General features: G+C 66.7%; 16 protein-coding genes. 7 read left to right on the top strand and 9 right to left on the bottom strand.

All coding sequences use genetic code 11. The features are described 5' to 3' along the window. Positions 1-193: 193 nt before the first annotated feature. Positions 194-1,840 carry an acetolactate synthase large subunit gene (locus QE444_RS09635; protein ID WP_187978744.1) on the bottom strand — a complete coding sequence of 549 codons (1,647 nt, stop codon included), beginning with the start codon at positions 1,838-1,840 and terminating at the stop codon, positions 194-196. A 152-nt stretch (positions 1,841-1,992) separates the two neighbouring features. After that, positions 1,993-3,141, bottom strand: a complete 1,149-nt coding sequence (locus tag QE444_RS09640) for a YbfB/YjiJ family MFS transporter (RefSeq protein WP_309738135.1) — start codon at positions 3,139-3,141, stop codon at positions 1,993-1,995. A 109-nt stretch (positions 3,142-3,250) separates the two neighbouring features. On the opposite strand from QE444_RS09640, the gene QE444_RS09645 reads away from it, so the two are divergent. Both QE444_RS09645 and QE444_RS09650 read left to right on the top strand, forming a co-directional pair. Further along, positions 3,251-4,135: a putrescine utilization regulator PtrR gene (locus tag QE444_RS09645; protein WP_068385143.1), complete on the top strand. Its 885-nt coding sequence runs from the start codon at positions 3,251-3,253 to the stop codon at positions 4,133-4,135. A 50-nt stretch (positions 4,136-4,185) separates the two neighbouring features. Then, positions 4,186-5,106, top strand: a complete 921-nt coding sequence (locus tag QE444_RS09650) for a Gfo/Idh/MocA family oxidoreductase (RefSeq protein WP_309738139.1) — start codon at positions 4,186-4,188, stop codon at positions 5,104-5,106. 608 nt (positions 5,107-5,714) lie between these two features. On the opposite strand, the gene trmA is transcribed toward QE444_RS09650, so the two are convergent. The 3 genes from trmA to QE444_RS09665 form a co-directional block, all read right to left on the bottom strand. Continuing rightward, on the bottom strand, positions 5,715-6,803 hold the full coding sequence (gene trmA / locus QE444_RS09655; protein ID WP_309738142.1) for a tRNA (uridine(54)-C5)-methyltransferase TrmA: 1,089 nt from the start codon (positions 6,801-6,803) through the stop codon (positions 5,715-5,717). Positions 6,804-6,864: 61 nt separating this feature from the next. Further along, entirely contained in the window at positions 6,865-8,160 is a 1,296-nt protein-coding gene (locus tag QE444_RS09660; protein WP_027602630.1) for an NCS2 family permease, read from the bottom strand. Positions 8,161-8,282: 122 nt separating this feature from the next. Continuing rightward, positions 8,283-9,674, bottom strand: coding sequence for an MFS transporter (locus QE444_RS09665; RefSeq protein ID WP_309738146.1), 1,392 nt, complete (start codon positions 9,672-9,674; stop codon positions 8,283-8,285). 171 nt (positions 9,675-9,845) lie between these two features. On the opposite strand from QE444_RS09665, the gene QE444_RS09670 reads away from it, so the two are divergent. The 4 genes from QE444_RS09670 to QE444_RS09685 all read left to right on the top strand — a co-directional run bounded on the left by QE444_RS09670 (position 9,846) and on the right by QE444_RS09685 (position 12,591). Further along, positions 9,846-10,097 carry a hypothetical protein gene (locus tag QE444_RS09670; protein ID WP_133859743.1) on the top strand — a complete coding sequence of 84 codons (252 nt, stop codon included), beginning with the start codon at positions 9,846-9,848 and terminating at the stop codon, positions 10,095-10,097. A gap of 84 nt (positions 10,098-10,181) precedes the next feature. Beyond that, positions 10,182-10,586, top strand: a complete 405-nt coding sequence (locus tag QE444_RS09675; protein WP_133859742.1) for an RcnB family protein — start codon at positions 10,182-10,184, stop codon at positions 10,584-10,586. 87 nt (positions 10,587-10,673) lie between these two features. Continuing rightward, positions 10,674-10,976 (top strand): putative quinol monooxygenase, encoded by a 303-nt coding sequence (locus QE444_RS09680; protein ID WP_133859741.1) that lies wholly within the window; start codon positions 10,674-10,676, stop codon positions 10,974-10,976. A gap of 61 nt (positions 10,977-11,037) precedes the next feature. Next, positions 11,038-12,591, top strand: coding sequence for an alkaline phosphatase (locus tag QE444_RS09685; RefSeq protein WP_187978750.1), 1,554 nt, complete (start codon positions 11,038-11,040; stop codon positions 12,589-12,591). Positions 12,592-12,753: 162 nt separating this feature from the next. Here QE444_RS09685 and QE444_RS09690 read toward each other — a convergent pair whose 3' ends face one another. Both QE444_RS09690 and QE444_RS09695 read right to left on the bottom strand, forming a co-directional pair. Further along, positions 12,754-14,106: a GntP family permease gene (locus QE444_RS09690; RefSeq protein WP_133859739.1), complete on the bottom strand. Its 1,353-nt coding sequence runs from the start codon at positions 14,104-14,106 to the stop codon at positions 12,754-12,756. 66 nt (positions 14,107-14,172) lie between these two features. Continuing rightward, on the bottom strand, positions 14,173-14,706 hold the full coding sequence (locus QE444_RS09695; RefSeq protein ID WP_187978751.1) for a gluconokinase: 534 nt from the start codon (positions 14,704-14,706) through the stop codon (positions 14,173-14,175). A 186-nt stretch (positions 14,707-14,892) separates the two neighbouring features. On the opposite strand from QE444_RS09695, the gene QE444_RS09700 reads away from it, so the two are divergent. Continuing rightward, the gene (locus QE444_RS09700) at positions 14,893-15,909 is read left to right on the top strand and encodes a LacI family DNA-binding transcriptional regulator (RefSeq protein WP_187978752.1); all 1,017 of its coding nucleotides are present in this window, start codon (positions 14,893-14,895) and stop codon (positions 15,907-15,909) included. A 500-nt stretch (positions 15,910-16,409) separates the two neighbouring features. On the opposite strand, the gene QE444_RS09705 is transcribed toward QE444_RS09700, so the two are convergent. Both QE444_RS09705 and QE444_RS09710 read right to left on the bottom strand, forming a co-directional pair. Further along, a complete protein-coding gene (locus QE444_RS09705) occupies positions 16,410-16,883 on the bottom strand; it encodes a GNAT family N-acetyltransferase (protein WP_309738155.1) in 474 nt (157 codons plus the stop codon). A gap of 53 nt (positions 16,884-16,936) precedes the next feature. Next, the gene (locus QE444_RS09710; RefSeq protein ID WP_187978753.1) at positions 16,937-17,263 is read right to left on the bottom strand and encodes a hypothetical protein; all 327 of its coding nucleotides are present in this window, start codon (positions 17,261-17,263) and stop codon (positions 16,937-16,939) included. Positions 17,264-17,265: the final 2 nt, after the last annotated feature.

Consider the following 17,265-nt stretch of genomic DNA (forward strand, 5'->3'; position numbering starts at 1 on the left):
CCTGGATATTCGGCAGTATCCGGAGTGATCCCATGTCGTATCTGTTTGTTTTTACTGAGTTTTCCCGTCTATTAGTTTGACGATATGAGTGGTGGATTGAGGGTCCGGAGAGGACGGGGTATTTCCTTCGGCCGCAATGAAAAACGCCCCGGCCTGGAGGCCGGGGCGTCAATTGGATCGCCGGGCTGGCCGATCAGACCGCCGCGCTGCGTTCCTTGATGTCCTGGTGCAGGATGCGGTCGTTCTCGGAGTAGTCCACTGGGCAGTCGATGACGTGGACGCCAGGGGTGTCCAGGCAGTGCTGCACCAGCGGCGCGAAGGCGGCCGCGCTTTCCACGCGATGGCCATGGGCGCCGTAGCTTTCGGCGTAGCGGACGAAGTCCGGATTGCCGTAGTCCAGGCCGAAGTCCTCGAAGCCCATCTGCGCCTGCTTCCAGCGGATCATGCCGTAGCCGTCGTCGCGCAGGATGATGACCACCAGGTTCATCTTCAGGCGTACCGCGGTTTCCAGTTCCTGGCTGTTCATCATGAAGCCGCCGTCGCCGCACACCGCCACGATGGGGGTGCCGGGATGCACCAGGCGCGCGGCCATGGCCGACGGCAGGCCGGCGCCCATGGTGGCCAGGGCGTTGTCCAGCAGCACCGTGTTGGGCATGTAGGCCTTGTAGTTGCGGGCGAACCAGATCTTGTAGATGCCGTTGTCCAGGGCGACGATGCCGTCTGACGGCAGCACGTTACGCAGATCGGCCACCAGGCGCTGCGGATAGACCGGGAAGCGGTCATCGGTGGCGCCTTCGGCGACATGGGCCTCGTTGGCTTCGCGGATGTGCAGCAGGCGGTCGAAGTCCCAGGTGGGCTGGACCTCGATGCGCTCCTTGATCTCCCAGATGGCGTTGGCGATGTCGCCGACCACCTCGACCTGGGGGAAGTACACCGGATCGACTTCGGCGGAGCGGAAGTTGATGTGGATGACCTCGGTGCCGCCCCGGGTCATGAAGAACGGCGGCTTCTCGATCACATCGTGGCCGATGTTGACGATGAGGTCGGCGGACTCCAGGGCGCGGTGCACGAAGTCACCGGCGGAGAGGGCGGCGTTGCCCAGGAAGCGCGGGTGGCGCTCGTCGACGACGCCCTTGCCGAGCTGGGTGGTGACGAAGGGGATGCCGGTCTTCTCGATCAGCTGCCGGAGCACCCGCGCGGTCATCTTGCGGTTGGTGCCGGCGCCCAGCACCAGCACCGGGCTGCGGGCGTTTTCCAGCTTGGAGACGGCGGCGGCGATGGCCTTGGCCTCGGCGACCGGACGGCGGCTCAGGCTCGGCGGCACCGGCAGGCTCTCGGTGTGCTCGTCGGCGATGTCTTCCGGCAGTTCCAGGTGCACGGAGCCGGGCTTTTCTTCCTCGGCGAGGCGGAAGGCCTCGCGGATGCGCGACGGGATGTTGTCGGCGGAGGCGAACTGGTGGGTGTACTTGGTGAGCGGCGCCATCATGCGGCACACGTCGAGAATCTGGAAACGCCCCTGCTTGGATTTCTTGATCGGCTTCTGGCCGGTCAGCATCAGCATCGGCATGCCGCCCAGGTAGGCGTAGGCGCCGGCGGTGACCAGGTTGGTGGCGCCTGGGCCGAGGGTGGAAAGGCAGACACCGGTCTTGCCGGTGAAGCGGCCGTAGGTGGCGGCCATGAAGCCGGCGGACTGCTCGTGGCGAGTCAGGATCAGCTTGATCTGCGAGGAGCGCCGCAGGGATTCCAGCAGGTCCAGGTTCTCTTCGCCGGGAATGCCGAAGATGTATTCCACACCCTCGTTTTCCAGGCAGCGAACGACCAGATCGGAGGCCTTCATCATGAGTGTCGTGTTCCTTGTAGGGTGAGTGGCGAGCGCCTGAAGCGCCTCCTCTATGAGGCGCGGCGGTCACTGTACTCAGGAACGGCGAAACATTTCAAAACAAGGAGCCACCCAGTTTTACTTCTGTGACGAAAGGCCGCAGCGGAAACGATTCAGGCGACGCAGCGCTGCAGCGAGGCCCGGGCGTGGCGCAGGTGCAGACCGGCGAACAGCAGGCCCAGCGCGGCGATCACCAGGGCCGGTTGCAGGTTGCCGGCAAAATGACTGCTGGCTGCGCCGAACAGCGGACCGACGAGTTGGCCGCTGGCGAAGCTGGCGGTCAGCATCCCGGCATTGCGCTGCGGCGTGGCCGGTGCCAACTCGCGGCCGTACTGCATCACCAACTGCATGCAGGCGAGGAAAGGGCCACCGCAGAGCAGCACACCGAGGAACAGCGCCAGGCTGCCCGGCAGGAGGCAGAGCAGCACACCCGCGGCCTGCAGCCAGAGGGTGGCGATCAGCCAGCGGCGGGTATCGGTGCCCGGGCGTCTCAGGCTGACCAGTACCACGCCCAGCGCCGCCGCCAGGCCATAGCCGGGCCAGAAGAGGTCGGCCTGCCACTGGCCGTGGAAGCGGCTGGCGGCCATCTGCGAGAGGAAGGTCGCCGGCAGGATGTAGCCGACGCCCACCAGGCCATAGGCCAGGATCAAACGGTTGAAGGCGGGCGAGCGCTTGGCCGGCGCCGCGGCGGTGGTAGGCAGCGGGGTGGCGGGACCACGCCGCGGCAGCAGGGGCAGCAGGGCCAGGGTGGCCACGCTGGCGAGCAGGCCGTAGCTCAGCCACAGCTGTTTGGAATCGCCACCCAGGCGATTGCTGACCAGGGCCATCAGGCCACTGATGAGAATGCCTACTCCGGGCCCGGTAAAGACTAGGGCGCCCAAGCGTGGCCGGCCGGCTTCGGCGGCCAGGGGCTGGCTCAGACCGGTCACCATCACCAGTACCCAGGCGCTGGCCAGGCCGGTGCCGAAGCGCAGTAGCGCCTGGGCGGCCAGGCCATCGGCCAGCAGGGAGGTCAGGGTCAGGCCGGCGCAGAGCCAGAGTCCCCCGACCAGACGCGCATGGGTCCGACGGGCGAAGAGCGCGTCCAGGGCGCCGAGCAGATAGCCCAGGTAGTTGGCCGCGGCCAGCAGACTGGCGCCGGTGAGGTCGATCTGACCCTCGGCGATCAGGTGGGGCAGGGCGGGGGTAAGGGCGAAGCGGCCGATGCCCATGGCGGTGGCCAGGGCCAGCAGGCAGGCCAGCAGGCGGGTTGTGGCGGTCATCGCAGGACTCCAGTAGCGAGCGGATGAGTACAGCCTAGGCCTTGAAGTTGATCAATAAAAACGAATAATAGAGAAATAGATGTTCAGCTAAAGAGAAAGGCGGTGATCGATGGAGTTCGCAGAGCTACGCATCTTCCAGGCGGTGGCCGAGGAAGGTTCCCTGGTGAAGGCCGCCGAGCGACTTAATCGGGTGCCGTCCAATCTCTCCACGCGCCTGCGCCAGCTGGAAGACAAGCTGGGGGTGGAGCTGTTCCTGCGCGAACGCCAGCGGCTGCACCTGACCGCCGCCGGCCACCGAATGCTGGACTACGCCCATCGCCTGTTCGCCCTGGCCGACGAGGCGCGCAGCGCGGTGCAGGGCGGCGAGCCGGCCGGTACCTTCGTCCTGGGGTCCATGTTCAGCACCGCGGCCATCCATCTGCCAGGGCTACTGGCGCGCTATCACCAGCGCTATCCCAAGGTGAATCTGCAGGTGCACAGTGGCCCCAGCGGCGAACTGGTGGAAGGCTTGCTGGCCGGTCGCCTGGACGCCGCCCTGGTGGACGGCCCGGCGCCCGACGCGGCGCTGGAAGGCCAGCCCTGGTTCGAGGAGCGGCTGGTGCTGATCACCGGGCTGGAACTCGGTCCGGTGCGTTCACCTGCCGACGTGGCGGGACGCCCGGTGTTCGGCTTTCGCGCCGGCTGCTCCTATCGACGCTACCTGGACACCTGGTACGCCGCGGCGGGGGTGCCTAGCGGACCGGTGATGGAGATCGAGTCCTACCACAGCATGCTGGCCTGCGTGATCACCGGCGGGGTGGCGCTGATGCCGGAATCCATGCTCGACAGCCTGCCCGGCCGCGAGCGGGTGCAGCGTCATCCGATCCAGGCGCGCTTCGCCCAGGCCACCACCTGGCTGATGTGGCGCAAGGGCCGTGAGGGGGCCAATCTGCGCAGCTGGCTGGAGTTGCGCGAGAGCCTGCAGACCGACCGCGAAGCTGTTGCTTTGGTGTGATGATTGCCCGATCCTAGGCGGCGGACTCCTACCGTCTACCGAGGACGATCATGATAAGAATAGCCATCGTCGGTTTGGGCAAGATCGCCCGTGACCAGCACCTGCCGGCGCTCGCCGCCAATTCCGACTACGAGCTGGTCGCCGTGGCCAGCCGCAACGCCCAGCTCGACGGCGTCGCCCACTATCCCAGCCTGAGCGCCCTGCTCGAAGACGGCCCGGCGATCGACGCCGTGTCGCTCTGCGCGCCAGCGGCGGTGCGTTACGAACAGGCCCGCGAGGCCCTGGCGGCGGGCAAGCACGTGATGCTGGAAAAACCGCCGGGGGCGACCCTGAGTGAAGTGGAAGCCCTGACCCGCCAGGCCGAGGCGGCGGGTCTGTCGCTGTTCGCCACCTGGCATTCCCGCCATGCCCAGGGCGTCCAGCCAGCCCGCGAATGGCTGGAAGGCAAGCGCATCCAGGCGGTGCGGATCGAGTGGAAGGAAGACGTGCGCGTCTGGCATCCGGGTCAGGCCTGGATCTGGGAGCCGGGCGGCATGGGCGTCTTCGATCCGGGCATCAATGCCCTGTCCATCGTCACCGCCATCCTGCCACGGCCGTTCTTTCTCAAGGAGGCGACGCTGCAGGTGCCCGGCAACTGCCAGACCCCGGTGGCCGCGCAACTGGCCTTCGTCGACAGCGCCGGCGTGCCCATCGCCGCCGACTTCGACTTCCTGCAGACCGGTCCCCAGACCTGGGACATCCATGTCGACACCGATGGCGGTCGCCTGACCCTGAGCAAGGGTGGCAGCGAGCTGTACCTGGACGGGCAACTGAGCCACCAGGGCCCGGACCGGGAGTACGCCGGCCTCTATGCCCGCTTCGCCGAGCTGGTGGCCCAGAACCGCTCCGATGTGGACGTGGCCCCGCTGCGCCATGTGGCGGATGCCTTCCTCTATGGCCGTCGCGAGACGGTGGCGGAGTTTCATGAGTAGGGCGACCCTCACCCCGGCCCTCTTCCCGAGGGAGAGGGGGCGTCATGATGGGCTCTTGTAGGTTGGGCTGAGCGCAGCGAAGCCCAACCTACCCGGGCCTGTTGGGCTTCGACGATAGAGCCGTTTCAGCCCAACCTACGAATTAGCGGTCCCCTCACCCCAACTCTTTCCCGGAGGGAGAGGGGACGTTCGGACCAGGCGTAGGGTGGAAAACGGCGCAGCCTTTTCCGCGTGCGGTATCTCGTAGGTTGGGCTGAGCGCAGCGAAGCCCAACGGGGCGGGCCTGTTGGGCTTCGACGATAGAGCCGTTTCAGCCCAACCTACGGGTTAGCGGTCCTCTCACCCCAACCCTCTCCCCGAGGGAGGGGGCGTTCGAACCAGGCGTAGGGTGGAAAACGGCACAGCCTTTTCCGCGTGCGGTATCTCGTAGGTTGGGCTGAGCGCAGCGAAGCCCAACGGGGCGGACCTGTTGGGCTTCGACGATAGAGCCGTTTCAGCCCAACCTACGAATTAGCGGTCCCCTCACCCCAACCCTTTCCCGGAGGGAGAGGGGACGTTCGGACCAGGCGTAGGTTGGAAAATGGCGCAGCCTTTTTCATGCGGGCGCCTCAACGCCGTTCCAGCAACACCCCACTCTCCATGTGGTGCGTCCAGGGGAACTGGTCGAACAGGGCGCAGCGGGTGATGCGGTGGGTGTCCTGCAACCGGGCGATGTTCTCGGCCAGGGTCTCCGGATTGCAAGAAATATAGAGGATGCGCTCGAAGCGACGGGTCAGTTCGCAGGTGTCGGGGTCCATGCCGGCGCGGGGCGGGTCGACGAAGACGGTGCCGAACTGGTAGCTCTTGAGATCCACGCCGGCCAGGCGGCGGAAGGGACGGACCTCGTTGAGCGCCTGGGTCAGTTCTTCGGCGGAGAGACGCACCAGGGTGACGTTGTCCACGCCATTGCTGGCCAGGTTGTGCAGGGCGGCGTTGACCGAGGTCTTGCTCACCTCGGTGGCCAGTACCTTACGGACCCGGCTGGCCAGCGGCAGGGTGAAGTTGCCGTTGCCGCAATAGAGCTCCAGCAGATCGTCGTCGCGCTCGCCCAGGGCGGTATGGGCCCAGCTCAGCATCTTCTGGTTGACGGTGCCATTGGGCTGGGTGAAGCCGCCCTCGGGTTGGAGATAGCGGTAGGTCGTCCCGGCCACCTCCAGTTCTTCGAGCACATGGTCGCGCCCGATCACCAGGCGCTGGCCGCGGGAGCGACCGATCAGGCTGACGCCCAGGTCGGCGGCCAGGCGCTCGGCGGCGGCTTGCCAGGCGGCGTCCAGGGGGCGGTGGTAGGCCAGGGTGATCAGGGCGTCGCCACTCAGGGTGGTGAGGAATTCCACCTGGAACAGCTTGAACGACAGTGCCACGTCCGCCTGCCAGCCGGCCTTGAGGCGCGGCATCAGATCGTTGATGCGCTGGCTGGCGATGGGGAAGGCCTCGATGAGGATCGGCGTGCGCTTGTCGCCCGGGGCGAACATGGCGTAGTGGCGTTCCTCGTTCTCCCGCCACAGGCGGAATTCGGCGCGCAGCCGGTAGTGCTGCAGCGGCGAGGCGAAGACCTCCGGCTCGGGGGCCTGGAAAGGCGCCAGCAGTTCGCGCAGGCGGTTGGCCTTGGCGTCGAGTTGAGCCTGGTAGTCGGCGGGAACGAAGGAGGGTTGGGACATGGTAGATCCGGAGCAGGGTGGGGCGGGGGAGACCTCGGGGCCGGAGCCCCGAGGGGAGGGGTCAGGCGTTGAACCAGCCCAGCTTGATGACGAACAGGATCGACAGCACGATCAGCGCCGAATTCAGCTCGCGGGTACGGCCGGAGAGCAGCTTGATGACCGTCCAGGTGATGAAGCCGAAGGCGATGCCGTTGGCGATGGAATAGGTCAGCGGCATGGCCAGGGCGGTGACCAGCACCGGGGCGGCGGTGGTCAGGTCGTCCCACTCGATCTCGGCCAGGCCCGAGGTCATCAGCACGGCGATGAAGAACAGCGCCGGGGCGGTGGCGAAGGCGGGCACGCTACCGGCCAGGGGGGCGAAGAACAGCGCCAGCAGGAACAGCACCGCGACCACCACGGCGGTGAGGCCGGTACGCCCCCCCGCGGAAACGCCCGCGGCGGATTCGATGTAGCTGGTGGTGGTGGAGGTGCCCAGCAGCGAGCCGAACATGGCGGCGGAGCTGTCGGCGATCAGGGCGCGGCCCATCTTCGGCAGATGGCCGTCCTTTCCCATCAGGCCGGCGCGCTTGGCCACGCCGATCAGGGTGCCGGAGTTGTCGAACAGGTCGACGAACAGGAAGGCGAAGATGACGCTGATCAGGCCGACGTCCAGGGCGCCCCGGATGTCCAGCTGCAGGAAGGTCGGTGCCAGCGACGGCGGCATGGAGACCAGGCCGCCGAAGGCGCTGACGCCCAGGGCGATGGCGATCACGGTGACCACCAGGATGCCGATCAGCACCGCGCCGGTGACCTTGCGCGCCTCGAGCACGACGATCAGGAAGAAGCCGAGGATGGCCAGCAGCGGACCCGGCTTGGACAGGTCGCCCAGGCCCACCAGGGTCGCCGGATTACCCACCACGATGCCGGCGGTCTGCAGGGCGATCAGCGCCAGGAACAGGCCGATGCCGGCGGCGATGCCCGAGCGCAGCGGGAGCGGGATGCTGTTGATGATCCATTCGCGGATGCGAAAGATCGACAGCAGGAAGAACATCAGCGCCGAGAGGAATACCGCGCCCAGGGCCACCTGCCAGGTATGGCCCAGGTGCAGGACCACGGTGTAGGTGAAGAAGGCGTTGAGGCCCATGCCCGGGGCGAGGGCGATGGGGTAGTTGGCGATGAGTCCCATGAGCGCCGAGCCGATGGCGGCGGCCAGGCAGGTGGCGACGAAGATCGCGCCCTTGTCCATGCCGGTGGCGCCGAGGATGCTCGGGTTGACGAACAGGATGTAGGCCATGGCCAGGAAGGTGGTGACCCCGGCCAGCAGTTCGGTGCGGACAGAGGTGTTGTGGGCCTTGAGTTGGAAGAGTCTTTCCAGCATGGGATGCCTCGTGCGCGCCGGTCTGATCGGAAAAAGGCGCGCATCATAACAGGTCGGTAAACACGGGTAAGACGCTAAGCCCTAACCCCCAATCGACATCGCCTGGAGCCCTGTCCGCCTGGTCAACTTTCAGAGGTATGGCCGCTGACCGAATCGCCTGCGTTGCGGGCCAGGCGGAAGGCATCCAGGGTGCTCAGGATGCCGAGCACGGCCACTATGCAAAAGGCTAGCCGAAAGTCCGCCAGTTGCGGGTCGAGGTGGCCGTGCCAGTCCATCGAGGCGCGTAGCAGCAGGGCGGCGATGGCCACGCCCAGGCCCATGGCCAGCTGGAAATTGGTGCTGAACAGGGTGGAGGCATGGCTCAGCCGCGACTTGGGGATGTCGGCGAAGGCCAGGGCATTGCTGGCGGTGAACTGCAGCGAGCGGAACACCCCGCTGAAGAACAGCAGGAGCAGGATCGCCGGCAAGGGCCAGTCCGGAGTGAGCAGGCCACAGGCCAGCAGGCTGAACGCGCTGAGCAGGCCGTTGACGGTCAGGATGGTGCGCAGGCCGAAGCGGCGCATGGTGGCGGTGGTGAAGGGCTTGGCCGCCAGGTTGCCAGCGAACAGCGCCAGGAGCAGCAGGCCGGCCTGGAAGGCGTCCAGGCCAAAGGCCAGCTGGAACAGCAGGGGCAGCAGGAAGGGCGCCGTGGCGATGGTGACGCGGAACAGACCGCCACCGAGGATGGCCGCGCGGTAGGTGGGGATGCGCAGTGTGCCAAAATCGATCAGCGGGCGTTCGATCCGGGTCATGTGGCGCACCGCCTTGGTGCCGAGGATCAGCCCTATGCCCATCCAGGCCAGGTTGGCGCCCAAGCTGCCATGGTTCTGGCCGAGGCGCTCCACGCCCCACATGAAGGCCACGCAGGCGCCGCCCAGCAGCAGGAAGCCGCGCCAGTCCAGCGGATGGCGCTGGGTCGGCAGGTCGGCGGGCACCAGGCGCCAGGCCAGCAGCAGGGCGATCAAGCCCAGCGGCAGGTTGAGGTAGAAGATCCAGCGCCAGTCGGCATAGGTGGTGATCAGGCCGCCCAGGGGCGGGCCGAGCACAGGGGCCACCAGGCCCGGCCAGGTGATGAGGGCGATGGCGCGCACCAACTCGTGCTTTTCGGTGACCTGCAGCACCACCAGGCGCCCCACGGGCACCATCAGGGCGCCGCCGAGCCCCTGGAGGATGCGCGCGGCGATGAAGTGTTCGAGGGACAGGGCCATGCCACAGAGCAGCGAGGCCAGGGTGAAGACGCCGATGGCCAGGGTGAAGACCGGGCGGGGACCGAAGCGCTCGGCGATCCAGCCACTCACCGGGATGCCCACGGCGATCGCCAGCAGATAGGCGCTGATGCCCAGGTTGAGGTCCACCGGATCGCGGCCGAAGGACAGGGCCATCTGCGGCAGCGCCGTGGCGATCACCGTGGCGTCCAGGTTTTCCATGAAAAAGGTGAAGCTCACCAGGCCGGCGAGAAGCTTCCAGCGTTCCAAGGGCTGCACCTCTGGGCAGGGGGGTGGGCTACTCTGCCTGAGGTGTCGCAAGGCGCGCCAGCCCTGGCTTGCCGATAAAAAGTCAAAGGATTCACCACCCTGTTCGGGCGGGCTGCTAAAGTCGAGAAGAAACAGGTTCGATAATTGTCATCGCCACGAGGAAACCGTTGCATGAAGGACGTGACCGACAGCCACATCGTGGCCATGGCGGAAGCCCGGCGCCTGCTTGAACGGGGTAGCCAGGCCAAGCGTCAGCACCAGCGCTATTTCCTCAACTTCCTCACCTTGCGCCAGGAAGCCTCGCGACTCAGTCAGCAGTCCTATCGGCTGAGCTGCGCGCTGGACGCCTTTTCCACCGAGCGCTCGCGCCAGTTGCCGCGGGTGCTGACCCTGGTAAAGGCCGACCGGGACGAACGGTTGTAAGGCCAGCAGCGCAACCGTAGGTATTCGTGGAGCTTTTTCTCCGGCCCCGGGGTCAAAACCTCGAACGCAGAGGAGAAACACCCCATGACCAAGCAATCACTGCTCTCCCTGGCGCTGGGCGCCGTCGTCCTGACCGGAGCCCTGCATGTCCAGGCCGCGCCCGAATCCATGACCCCGACCAAGCCGGCCGCCGACAAGGCCGCTTCGGAGCCCACCAGCTCGCAGTACCAGAACAAGGTCAACAAGAAGGACGCCAGTCAGAGCGATGAGGCGGTCACCCACGACCCTGATCATCCTACCTTTGAACTCGAAGAGGGTGGCCGGGCGCCGCGCAAGTACATCCGTGACGAGTACGTGATCAAGGATTTCAAGAAGCATGGTCTGGAGCAGCCGGGCGAAGACAGCCAATGGGTCAAGATCGGCTCCGACTATGTGCTGATCAAGCGCAGCAATGCGGTGATCGACAAGATCGTCAAAGCCAAACAGTGATCCACCATGACCGGGGCCGGCCCTCGGCCCCGGTGGCATTCAGGGTGTCCAGTCGCCAGGCTGAAGCACCCCTTCTGGAGTTTTTGCATGACCAGTGAAATCCGTGTCGTCGCCATTCTGCAGGCCAAACCCGGTCAGGCCGAGGCTGTCGAAAACGCCATGCGTGCCATCGTCGCGCCGTCCCGCGCCGAAGCCGCCTGTCACTTCTATACCCCGCACCGCGATCCGAGCCATGCAGGTCGCTATGTCTTCGTCGAACGCTGGGCCAGTCGCGAAGCCCTGGCCGAGCACGAGCAAACCCCTCACTTCAAGCAGTTGCTGAGCGATCTGGACGGTCTACTCGTCGACGCGCCGCAGGTCATGATCCTCGAGGAATTGCCGCTGGCCTGAGCCGCCGACATGCCGTTGTCACCTGCCTGAGCCACCCTGGCCTCTTTTCCTGGAGGCCTGGATGAGTACCTCTCGACGTCAAGCGCTGGGCCTGCTCGGCCTGGGTCTGAGCGCACCCTGGTTCGCCGGTTGCAGCGCTCGCACGCCACAGCCGGATCCCTTCACCCTGGGCGTCGCCAGTGGTGATCCTGCTACCGACGGCTTCGTCATCTGGACCCGCCTGGCGCCCGATCCGCTGGCCGAGGACGGCCTGGGCGGTCTGCATGGTCCGGTCAAGGCTGGGTGGGAAGTGGCCCTGGATCCGGGGCTGCGCCAGGTGGTGCAGCGCGGAGTGATCCAGGCACAGCCACAGTCTGCTTTCTGCCTGTCCATCCCCCTGACCGGTCTGCTGGCGGGACGGCCCTACTGGTACCGTTTCACCGCGCTGGGCCACCAGAGTCGTATCGGGCGCGCCACTACGCTACCGCCGTCAGCCAGCGCTCCGCAGCGGCTGAAGCTGGTGGCCGCTTCCTGCTCCCACTATGAGAAGGGCTTCTTCAGCGCCTATCGGCACATGGCGGACGAACAGGCGGATCTGGCGCTGTTCCTCGGGGACTATATCTACGAGGCCAACGTGCCCCTGCTGCTGCCGGCCGTGCGTCGGCATGGCCTGCCGGAAGCCCGGGACCTGGCCAGTTACCGCCGGCGCCATGCGCTGTACCGCACCGATCCCGATCTGCAGTACCTCCACGCCAATGTCACCAGTCTCATGACCTGGGACGACCACGAGGTGCAGAACGACTATTCCGGTCCCTGGGCGGCGGACCCCAGGGTCAGTCTGGCTGCCTTCGCCGCGCGGCGGCAGGCTGCCTACCAGGCTTTTCGCGAACATGCGCCGCTGCGCGGGTGGCGGACCCAGGGCAGCGCGCTGCGCCTCTATGACCGGTGGCGCTTCGGTGACCTGGCGGAGATCCATCTGCTCGATGGTCGGCAATACCGCAGCGAACCGGCCTGCACGACGCCCAGGACCCGCGGTGGCCAGCTGGTCGCCCCGGATTGCCCGGGTCTGCGCGACGCCGCGCGCAGCATGCTCGGGCAGGCGCAGGAGCGCTGGCTGCTGGATGGCTTTCGCCACAATGCCACCCGCTGGAATCTGATCGCCCAGGATCTCCTGCTGGCACCCCTGCGGCAGCGCCTGCCGGAGGGCGATCCGGCGCGCTGGACCGATGGCTGGGACGGCTATCCGGCGACTCGCGAGCGGCTGCTCGCGGCCATGGCTGACAGCCGCCTGGCTAATCCGGTAACCCTGGGCGGGGACATCCATTCCTTCTGGGTGACGGACCTGCACCGCGAGCCGGAAGACGAGCGGAGTCCTGTAGTGGCGAGCGAATTCGTCGGCACCTCCATCACCTCGGACGGACCGGACTACCGCCGTTTCCAGGCGCTGTTGCCGGAGAATCCCCAGGTGCGCTTCTTCGACAGCCGGGAGCGTGGCTATCTGGCCCTGGAGCTGACGCGGGAACGGTTGCAGGTGGACCTGCGCACCATCAGTGATCGAACGCGCCCGGATGCCGGACGCGGCACCCGGGCAAGCTTTGTGGTGGAGGCGGGGCGGCCAGGGGCCGTCCCTGCCTGAGAGCCTGCTCCAAAGCTGCTGCGCGTCGGCCAATCTGCGTTGAAAATGGCTTCGGAATGCTCATTTACCCTACGTAAACTCCGCTTCCTCAGCTATTTTCGCGGGGCCGCCTAGGCCTTGCTTGGCTCTAGCTCGCTAGCCTTGGAACAGGCTCTGCGGGGCTCAGACGAACAGCGACAGCAGCATGATGAAGGCCAGGGCCACCACCGAGAGGATGGTTTCCATCATCGACCAGGTCTTGAAGGTTTCGGCCACGGTCATGTTGAAGTACTGCTTCACCAGCCAGAAGCCGGCGTCGTTGACGTGGGAGAGGATCACCGAACCGGCACCGGCGGCCAGTACCAGCAATTCCTTGTTCACACCGGGGATCAGCGCCACCACGGGGGCGACGATGCCGGCGCCGGTGATGGTCGCCACGGTGGCGGAACCGGTGGCCACGCGGATCACCGCCGCCACCAGCCAGGTCAGCAGGATCGGCGAGATCTGCGTCTGCACCGCCAGGTTGCCGATCACCTCACCCACGCCGCTGGCCACCAGCATCTGCTTGAAACCACCGCCGGCGCCGACGATCAGCACGATGGCCGCCACTGGCGCCAGGCTCTGGTCGAGCAGCTTGACGATCTTCTCGCGAGAGAAGCCGCAGGCGGTGCCGAAGCTGTAGAAGCTCAGCAGCAGGGCGGCGAGCAGGGCGGTGATGGGGTGGCCGATGAAGTCCATCCAGATGCGGAAGTGGTTGTCGGCGGCGAAGAAGATGTCGGCGAAGGCCTTGAGCAGCATCAGGATCACCGGCAGCAGCACGGTGAAGACGGTGATGCCGAAGCCCGGCAGATTGCGGTTGTCGGTCTCCTGGGCGATCTGGGCGACCAGTTCGGGGTTGGCCGAACCGGGGATACGCTTGGAGATCCAGGCACCGAAGAGGGGACCGGCGATCATGGCGGTGGGCAGGCCGACCAGCAGGCCATAGAAGATGGTCTTGCCGATGTCGGCACCGAACACCCCGACCGCCAGCAGCGGACCCGGGTGCGGCGGCACCAGGCCATGCACGGCGGACAGGCCGGCCAGCAGCGGGATGCCCAGCTTGACCAGCGACAGCCCGGTACGGCGGGCTACGATGAACACCAGGGGGGCCAGCAGCACGAAGCCGATCTCGAAGAACAGCGGGATGCCCACCAGGAAGGCGGCGAACATCATCGCCCAGTGCACGCGCTTGATGCCGAAGGCGCGGATCAGCGTCTGGGCGATCTGGTCGGCGCCGCCGGAATCGGCCATCAGCTTGCCGAGCATGGTGCCCAGGCCGAGCAGGATGCCGACGAAGCCGAGTACGCCGCCGAAGCCGTCCTGGAAGGATTTCATGACCTTTTCCACCGGCATGCCGGAGGTCAGGCCGAGAAAGCCCGAGGCGATGGTCAGGGCGATGAAGGGATGGACCTTGAACTTGGTGATCAGCAGCACCAGGCCGATGATGGTGACCAGGGCGTCGAGCAGAAGGAAGCTGTTGTGGTCCATGCCGAACATGGCGCCTCTCCTATTGTTGTTGTGGGCGTTGCGGGTGATTGGATTGGAATGGGTAGCGCTGTCTCGTCAGGCCGGCTGGGCCAGGCGCGCCGAGGTGTTCCACCAGGCCGACACCTGGGTGCCGATGGCGGGCAGGCTGTCGCGTGCATCCACTACCAGCGTAGCCGGTTCACCGTGGGGTGCTTCGAGGGCGGCGAACTGGCTGTCGATCAGGCTGGCGGGCATGAAGTGCCCCGGACGATTGGCGACGCGCTGGGCGGCGGTCTCGCGGGTCAGTTCGAGAAAGACGAAGCCGAGACCGGGCACGGCCTGGCGCAGCTGGTCGCGATAGCGGCGCTTGAGCGCCGAGCAGGTGAGCACCGGGCGTTCGCCGGCGGCCACCGCAGCGGCCAGTTCTTCACCGAGGCGGGTCAGCCAGCCAGCGCGATCTTGGTCGTCGAGGGGGATGCCGGCGCTCATCTTGGTGATGTTGGCGGCGGGGTGGAAGGCGTCGCCTTCGATCAGGCGGCCACCGTCCTGCTCGGCAATGGTCGCGCCGACGCTGCTCTTGCCGCAGCCTGCGACGCCCATGACCACCAGCGCGGGAATGGGAGTGTTCATCGTCACCTCCGGTCTGGAGACAGCGCTACCCCGAAAAAGGAAAAAGGTAGCGGTTTCCAGTTCTTGTCGATCTTGTTAGGCCGAATGCCGACGTGTCCCGGAGGGGCACGCCAGGCTTGTAGTGTCTGGTGAGACAGCGCTACCTTAGGCGCGTTCTCCGTCTCTGACAAGCCTGAAACCATAACAATGAATCGAACGGGTTCTCGTAGTTCCGGTCGGCCCACCCTTACCGAGGTGGCGCTGCAGGCCGGTGTTTCCCCCATCACGGCCTCGCGTGCCCTGCGCGGTGTCGCCAGCGTGGCACCCGAGCTGGTCACCCGCGTGCAGGAAGCTGCCGCGCGCCTTGGCTATGTCACCAATCCGGCCGCCCGCGCCCTGGCCTCCGCCCAGGGGCATTCGGTGGTGGTGCTGGTCCCCTCGCTGTCCAATCATCTGTTCATCGAGCCGCTGGAGGCCATCCACGAGGTCCTGCGCCCCCGTGGCCTGGAAGTGCTGATCGGCAACTATCACTACGATCCCGTGGAAGAGGAAAAGCTGATCCGCAACTACCTGGCCTATCAGCCCCGGGGACTGCTGCTGACCGGCTTTGACCGTACCGATGCCGCACGCCAGCTGCTGGCTGCTAGCGGGGTGCCGCGGGTGCACATGATGGAGCTGGATCCGGCGGGGTCGGTGCCCAGCGTCGGCTTTTCCCAGCACGCCGCCGGCGCCGCCGCGGCGCGGCACCTGCTGGCGGCAGGGCGCAGATGCCTGGGCTATGTCGCGGCCCAGCTCGACCCGCGGGCGCTGGCCCGGGGCGAGGGCTTTCGCGAGGTGCTGCGCGCGGCGGGCTGCTATGACCCGAGTCTGGACGTGCTGGATCCGCAGCCGTCATCCGTGGGCCTGGGCGCCCGCCAGTTCCGCGAACTGCTGGCCCGCCGGCCGGAGGTCGATGGCCTGTTCTTCTGCAACGACGACCTGGCCCAGGGCGCGCTGTTCGAGGCCCAGCGGCTGGGCATTGCCATCCCCGCGCGGATCTCGGTGCTGGGCTTCAACGACCTGCCCGGCTCGGCGCATACCGTGCCCCGGCTCACCTCCATCCAGACCCCCCGCGCCGCGGTAGGGCGCCAGGCCGCGACCCTGTTGCTGGGGCTGCTCGACGGCCGCAGCCAACCGACCTGCGTGGATCTGGGATTCGAGCTGGTGAGTCGGGAGAGTGTGTAGGGCTGGTCGCTCGCGTCGGATCATCGCGGCCATGGGCCGCTCCTACAGGTACCGATCTCTCCTGTGGGAGCGGCCCATGGCCGCGATAGGACAGTTACTCGCAGTAGGTGTCGATGTCTCCATTGGGAGCAGCTTTCTTATCGCCTGAGCCATCGAAAACGAGCATCCGCTCCAAGCGCCTGCTCTCCCTCCTGGGAAGGGCGGGTGTGAGGCAAGTCCTCGCGGCTGGCCTCTCGTGAAAAAGGCTACGCCGTTTTCCACGCTACGGCGCTGCGTGGATCTGGGATTCGAGTTGGTGAGCCGCGAGAGCGTGTAGGGACCCTCGTCGAAGCTTCAGGTCGGCGATGGGGTCTGTTGGGCTTCGCTGTGCTCAGCCCAAGCTACAGGGGCCTGCGCGGTGGCCGCCGACCGCTCCGCTAACCCCCTCTCCCCCTGGGAGAGGGCTGGGGTGAGGGTGCTGGTCCATCGCACTCATGGCCGCGATCGCGCGGCAGCCAACCCTACCGCAACGCCTTGGCCAGAATCCGCGACTGCCCCTGGAAATCCTGGCGGGCATAGAAGGCCTGGGCGTCCTCGTTGAACTCCATCACCTCCAGGCGCAATTCGTCGACATCGTTGTTCCGAGCCCAGGCTTCCACGGCTTCCAGTAGCCGTGCACCCACGCCCTGCCGTCTGTGGCTGGCAGACACCACCAGGGTGCCGATCCGGCAGAGGATCAGCGGCTGCAGAAAGGAAATCGAGCGGGTATCGGACAGGCGTGCGGTGACGAAGCCGACCAGTTCGTCGCTGGCGTCAGCGACGAACAGCACCCCGTCTTCCGGCTCCAGCTGGGCGGCCCAGTAGTCCTGGTCGCGCCAGCCGCCGGAGGGCTTGGCAAAGGTCGCCGGGGCCTGCCGGTGATGCTGCTCGGCGAGTTGTTCGGCCAGCCGGCAGATGGCGGCGAGGTCGGTGACGAAGGCGGGGCGGATACGCAAGAGCGGTGCTCGCAAGAGGATTCAGCCGTTCACCTTACGCCGCACGGTGCGGCTCAGGAAGTCTCGACATCCAGCTGCCGGTACCAGTCGGCATAGGGGGTGTTCCGGGCCATCCGCCGGTTGTAGTCGGGGGCGCCATCGGTCCACCAGACCGGTCCGCGCTCGCCCAGGGCGTGCTTGGCGGCGTCCACCGCGGCGCGTGCGCTGCGCAGGGCGGCCTCGTCACCCTGGCGCTTGGCTGCGCCCACCTGGCGGCGCGCATCCATCAGCTCATGGGTCAGGGCGTCGCGGCGATCGGCGGGCAGGCTGGGATCAGTGCAGCGCCAGAGCCGGCCCCTGACCACGAAGTAGCGTCCGTCCGGGGTGGTGGGATAACGCATGG

Origin of the sequence: Pseudomonas sp. SORGH_AS_0199, from assembly GCF_031453735.1 — a bacterium.
In the GTDB taxonomy this organism is placed as follows: Bacteria; Pseudomonadota; Gammaproteobacteria; order Pseudomonadales; family Pseudomonadaceae; genus Chryseomonas; species Chryseomonas aestiva.

What these genes read in the sequence shown, in the direction of transcription:
- QE444_RS09675 (WP_133859742.1), top strand. Translation starts at nt 10,182, where the DNA reads ATGACCAAGCAATCACTGCTCTCCCTGGCGCTGGGCGCCGTCGTCCTG.
- QE444_RS09640 (WP_309738135.1), bottom strand. Translation starts at nt 3,141, where the DNA reads ATGACCGCCACAACCCGCCTGCTGGCCTGCCTGCTGGCCCTGGCCACC.
- QE444_RS09635 (WP_187978744.1), bottom strand. Translation starts at nt 1,840, where the DNA reads ATGATGAAGGCCTCCGATCTGGTCGTTCGCTGCCTGGAAAACGAGGGT.
- QE444_RS09660 (WP_027602630.1), bottom strand. Translation starts at nt 8,160, where the DNA reads ATGCTGGAAAGACTCTTCCAACTCAAGGCCCACAACACCTCTGTCCGC.
- trmA (WP_309738142.1), bottom strand. Translation starts at nt 6,803, where the DNA reads ATGTCCCAACCCTCCTTCGTTCCCGCCGACTACCAGGCTCAACTCGAC.
- QE444_RS09690 (WP_133859739.1), bottom strand. Translation starts at nt 14,106, where the DNA reads ATGTTCGGCATGGACCACAACAGCTTCCTTCTGCTCGACGCCCTGGTC.
- QE444_RS09685 (WP_187978750.1), top strand. Translation starts at nt 11,038, where the DNA reads ATGAGTACCTCTCGACGTCAAGCGCTGGGCCTGCTCGGCCTGGGTCTG.
- QE444_RS09700 (WP_187978752.1), top strand. Translation starts at nt 14,893, where the DNA reads ATGAATCGAACGGGTTCTCGTAGTTCCGGTCGGCCCACCCTTACCGAG.
- QE444_RS09710 (WP_187978753.1), bottom strand. Translation starts at nt 17,263, where the DNA reads ATGCGTTATCCCACCACCCCGGACGGACGCTACTTCGTGGTCAGGGGC.
- QE444_RS09670 (WP_133859743.1), top strand. Translation starts at nt 9,846, where the DNA reads ATGAAGGACGTGACCGACAGCCACATCGTGGCCATGGCGGAAGCCCGG.
- QE444_RS09645 (WP_068385143.1), top strand. Translation starts at nt 3,251, where the DNA reads ATGGAGTTCGCAGAGCTACGCATCTTCCAGGCGGTGGCCGAGGAAGGT.
- QE444_RS09695 (WP_187978751.1), bottom strand. Translation starts at nt 14,706, where the DNA reads ATGAACACTCCCATTCCCGCGCTGGTGGTCATGGGCGTCGCAGGCTGC.
- QE444_RS09680 (WP_133859741.1), top strand. Translation starts at nt 10,674, where the DNA reads ATGACCAGTGAAATCCGTGTCGTCGCCATTCTGCAGGCCAAACCCGGT.
- QE444_RS09650 (WP_309738139.1), top strand. Translation starts at nt 4,186, where the DNA reads ATGATAAGAATAGCCATCGTCGGTTTGGGCAAGATCGCCCGTGACCAG.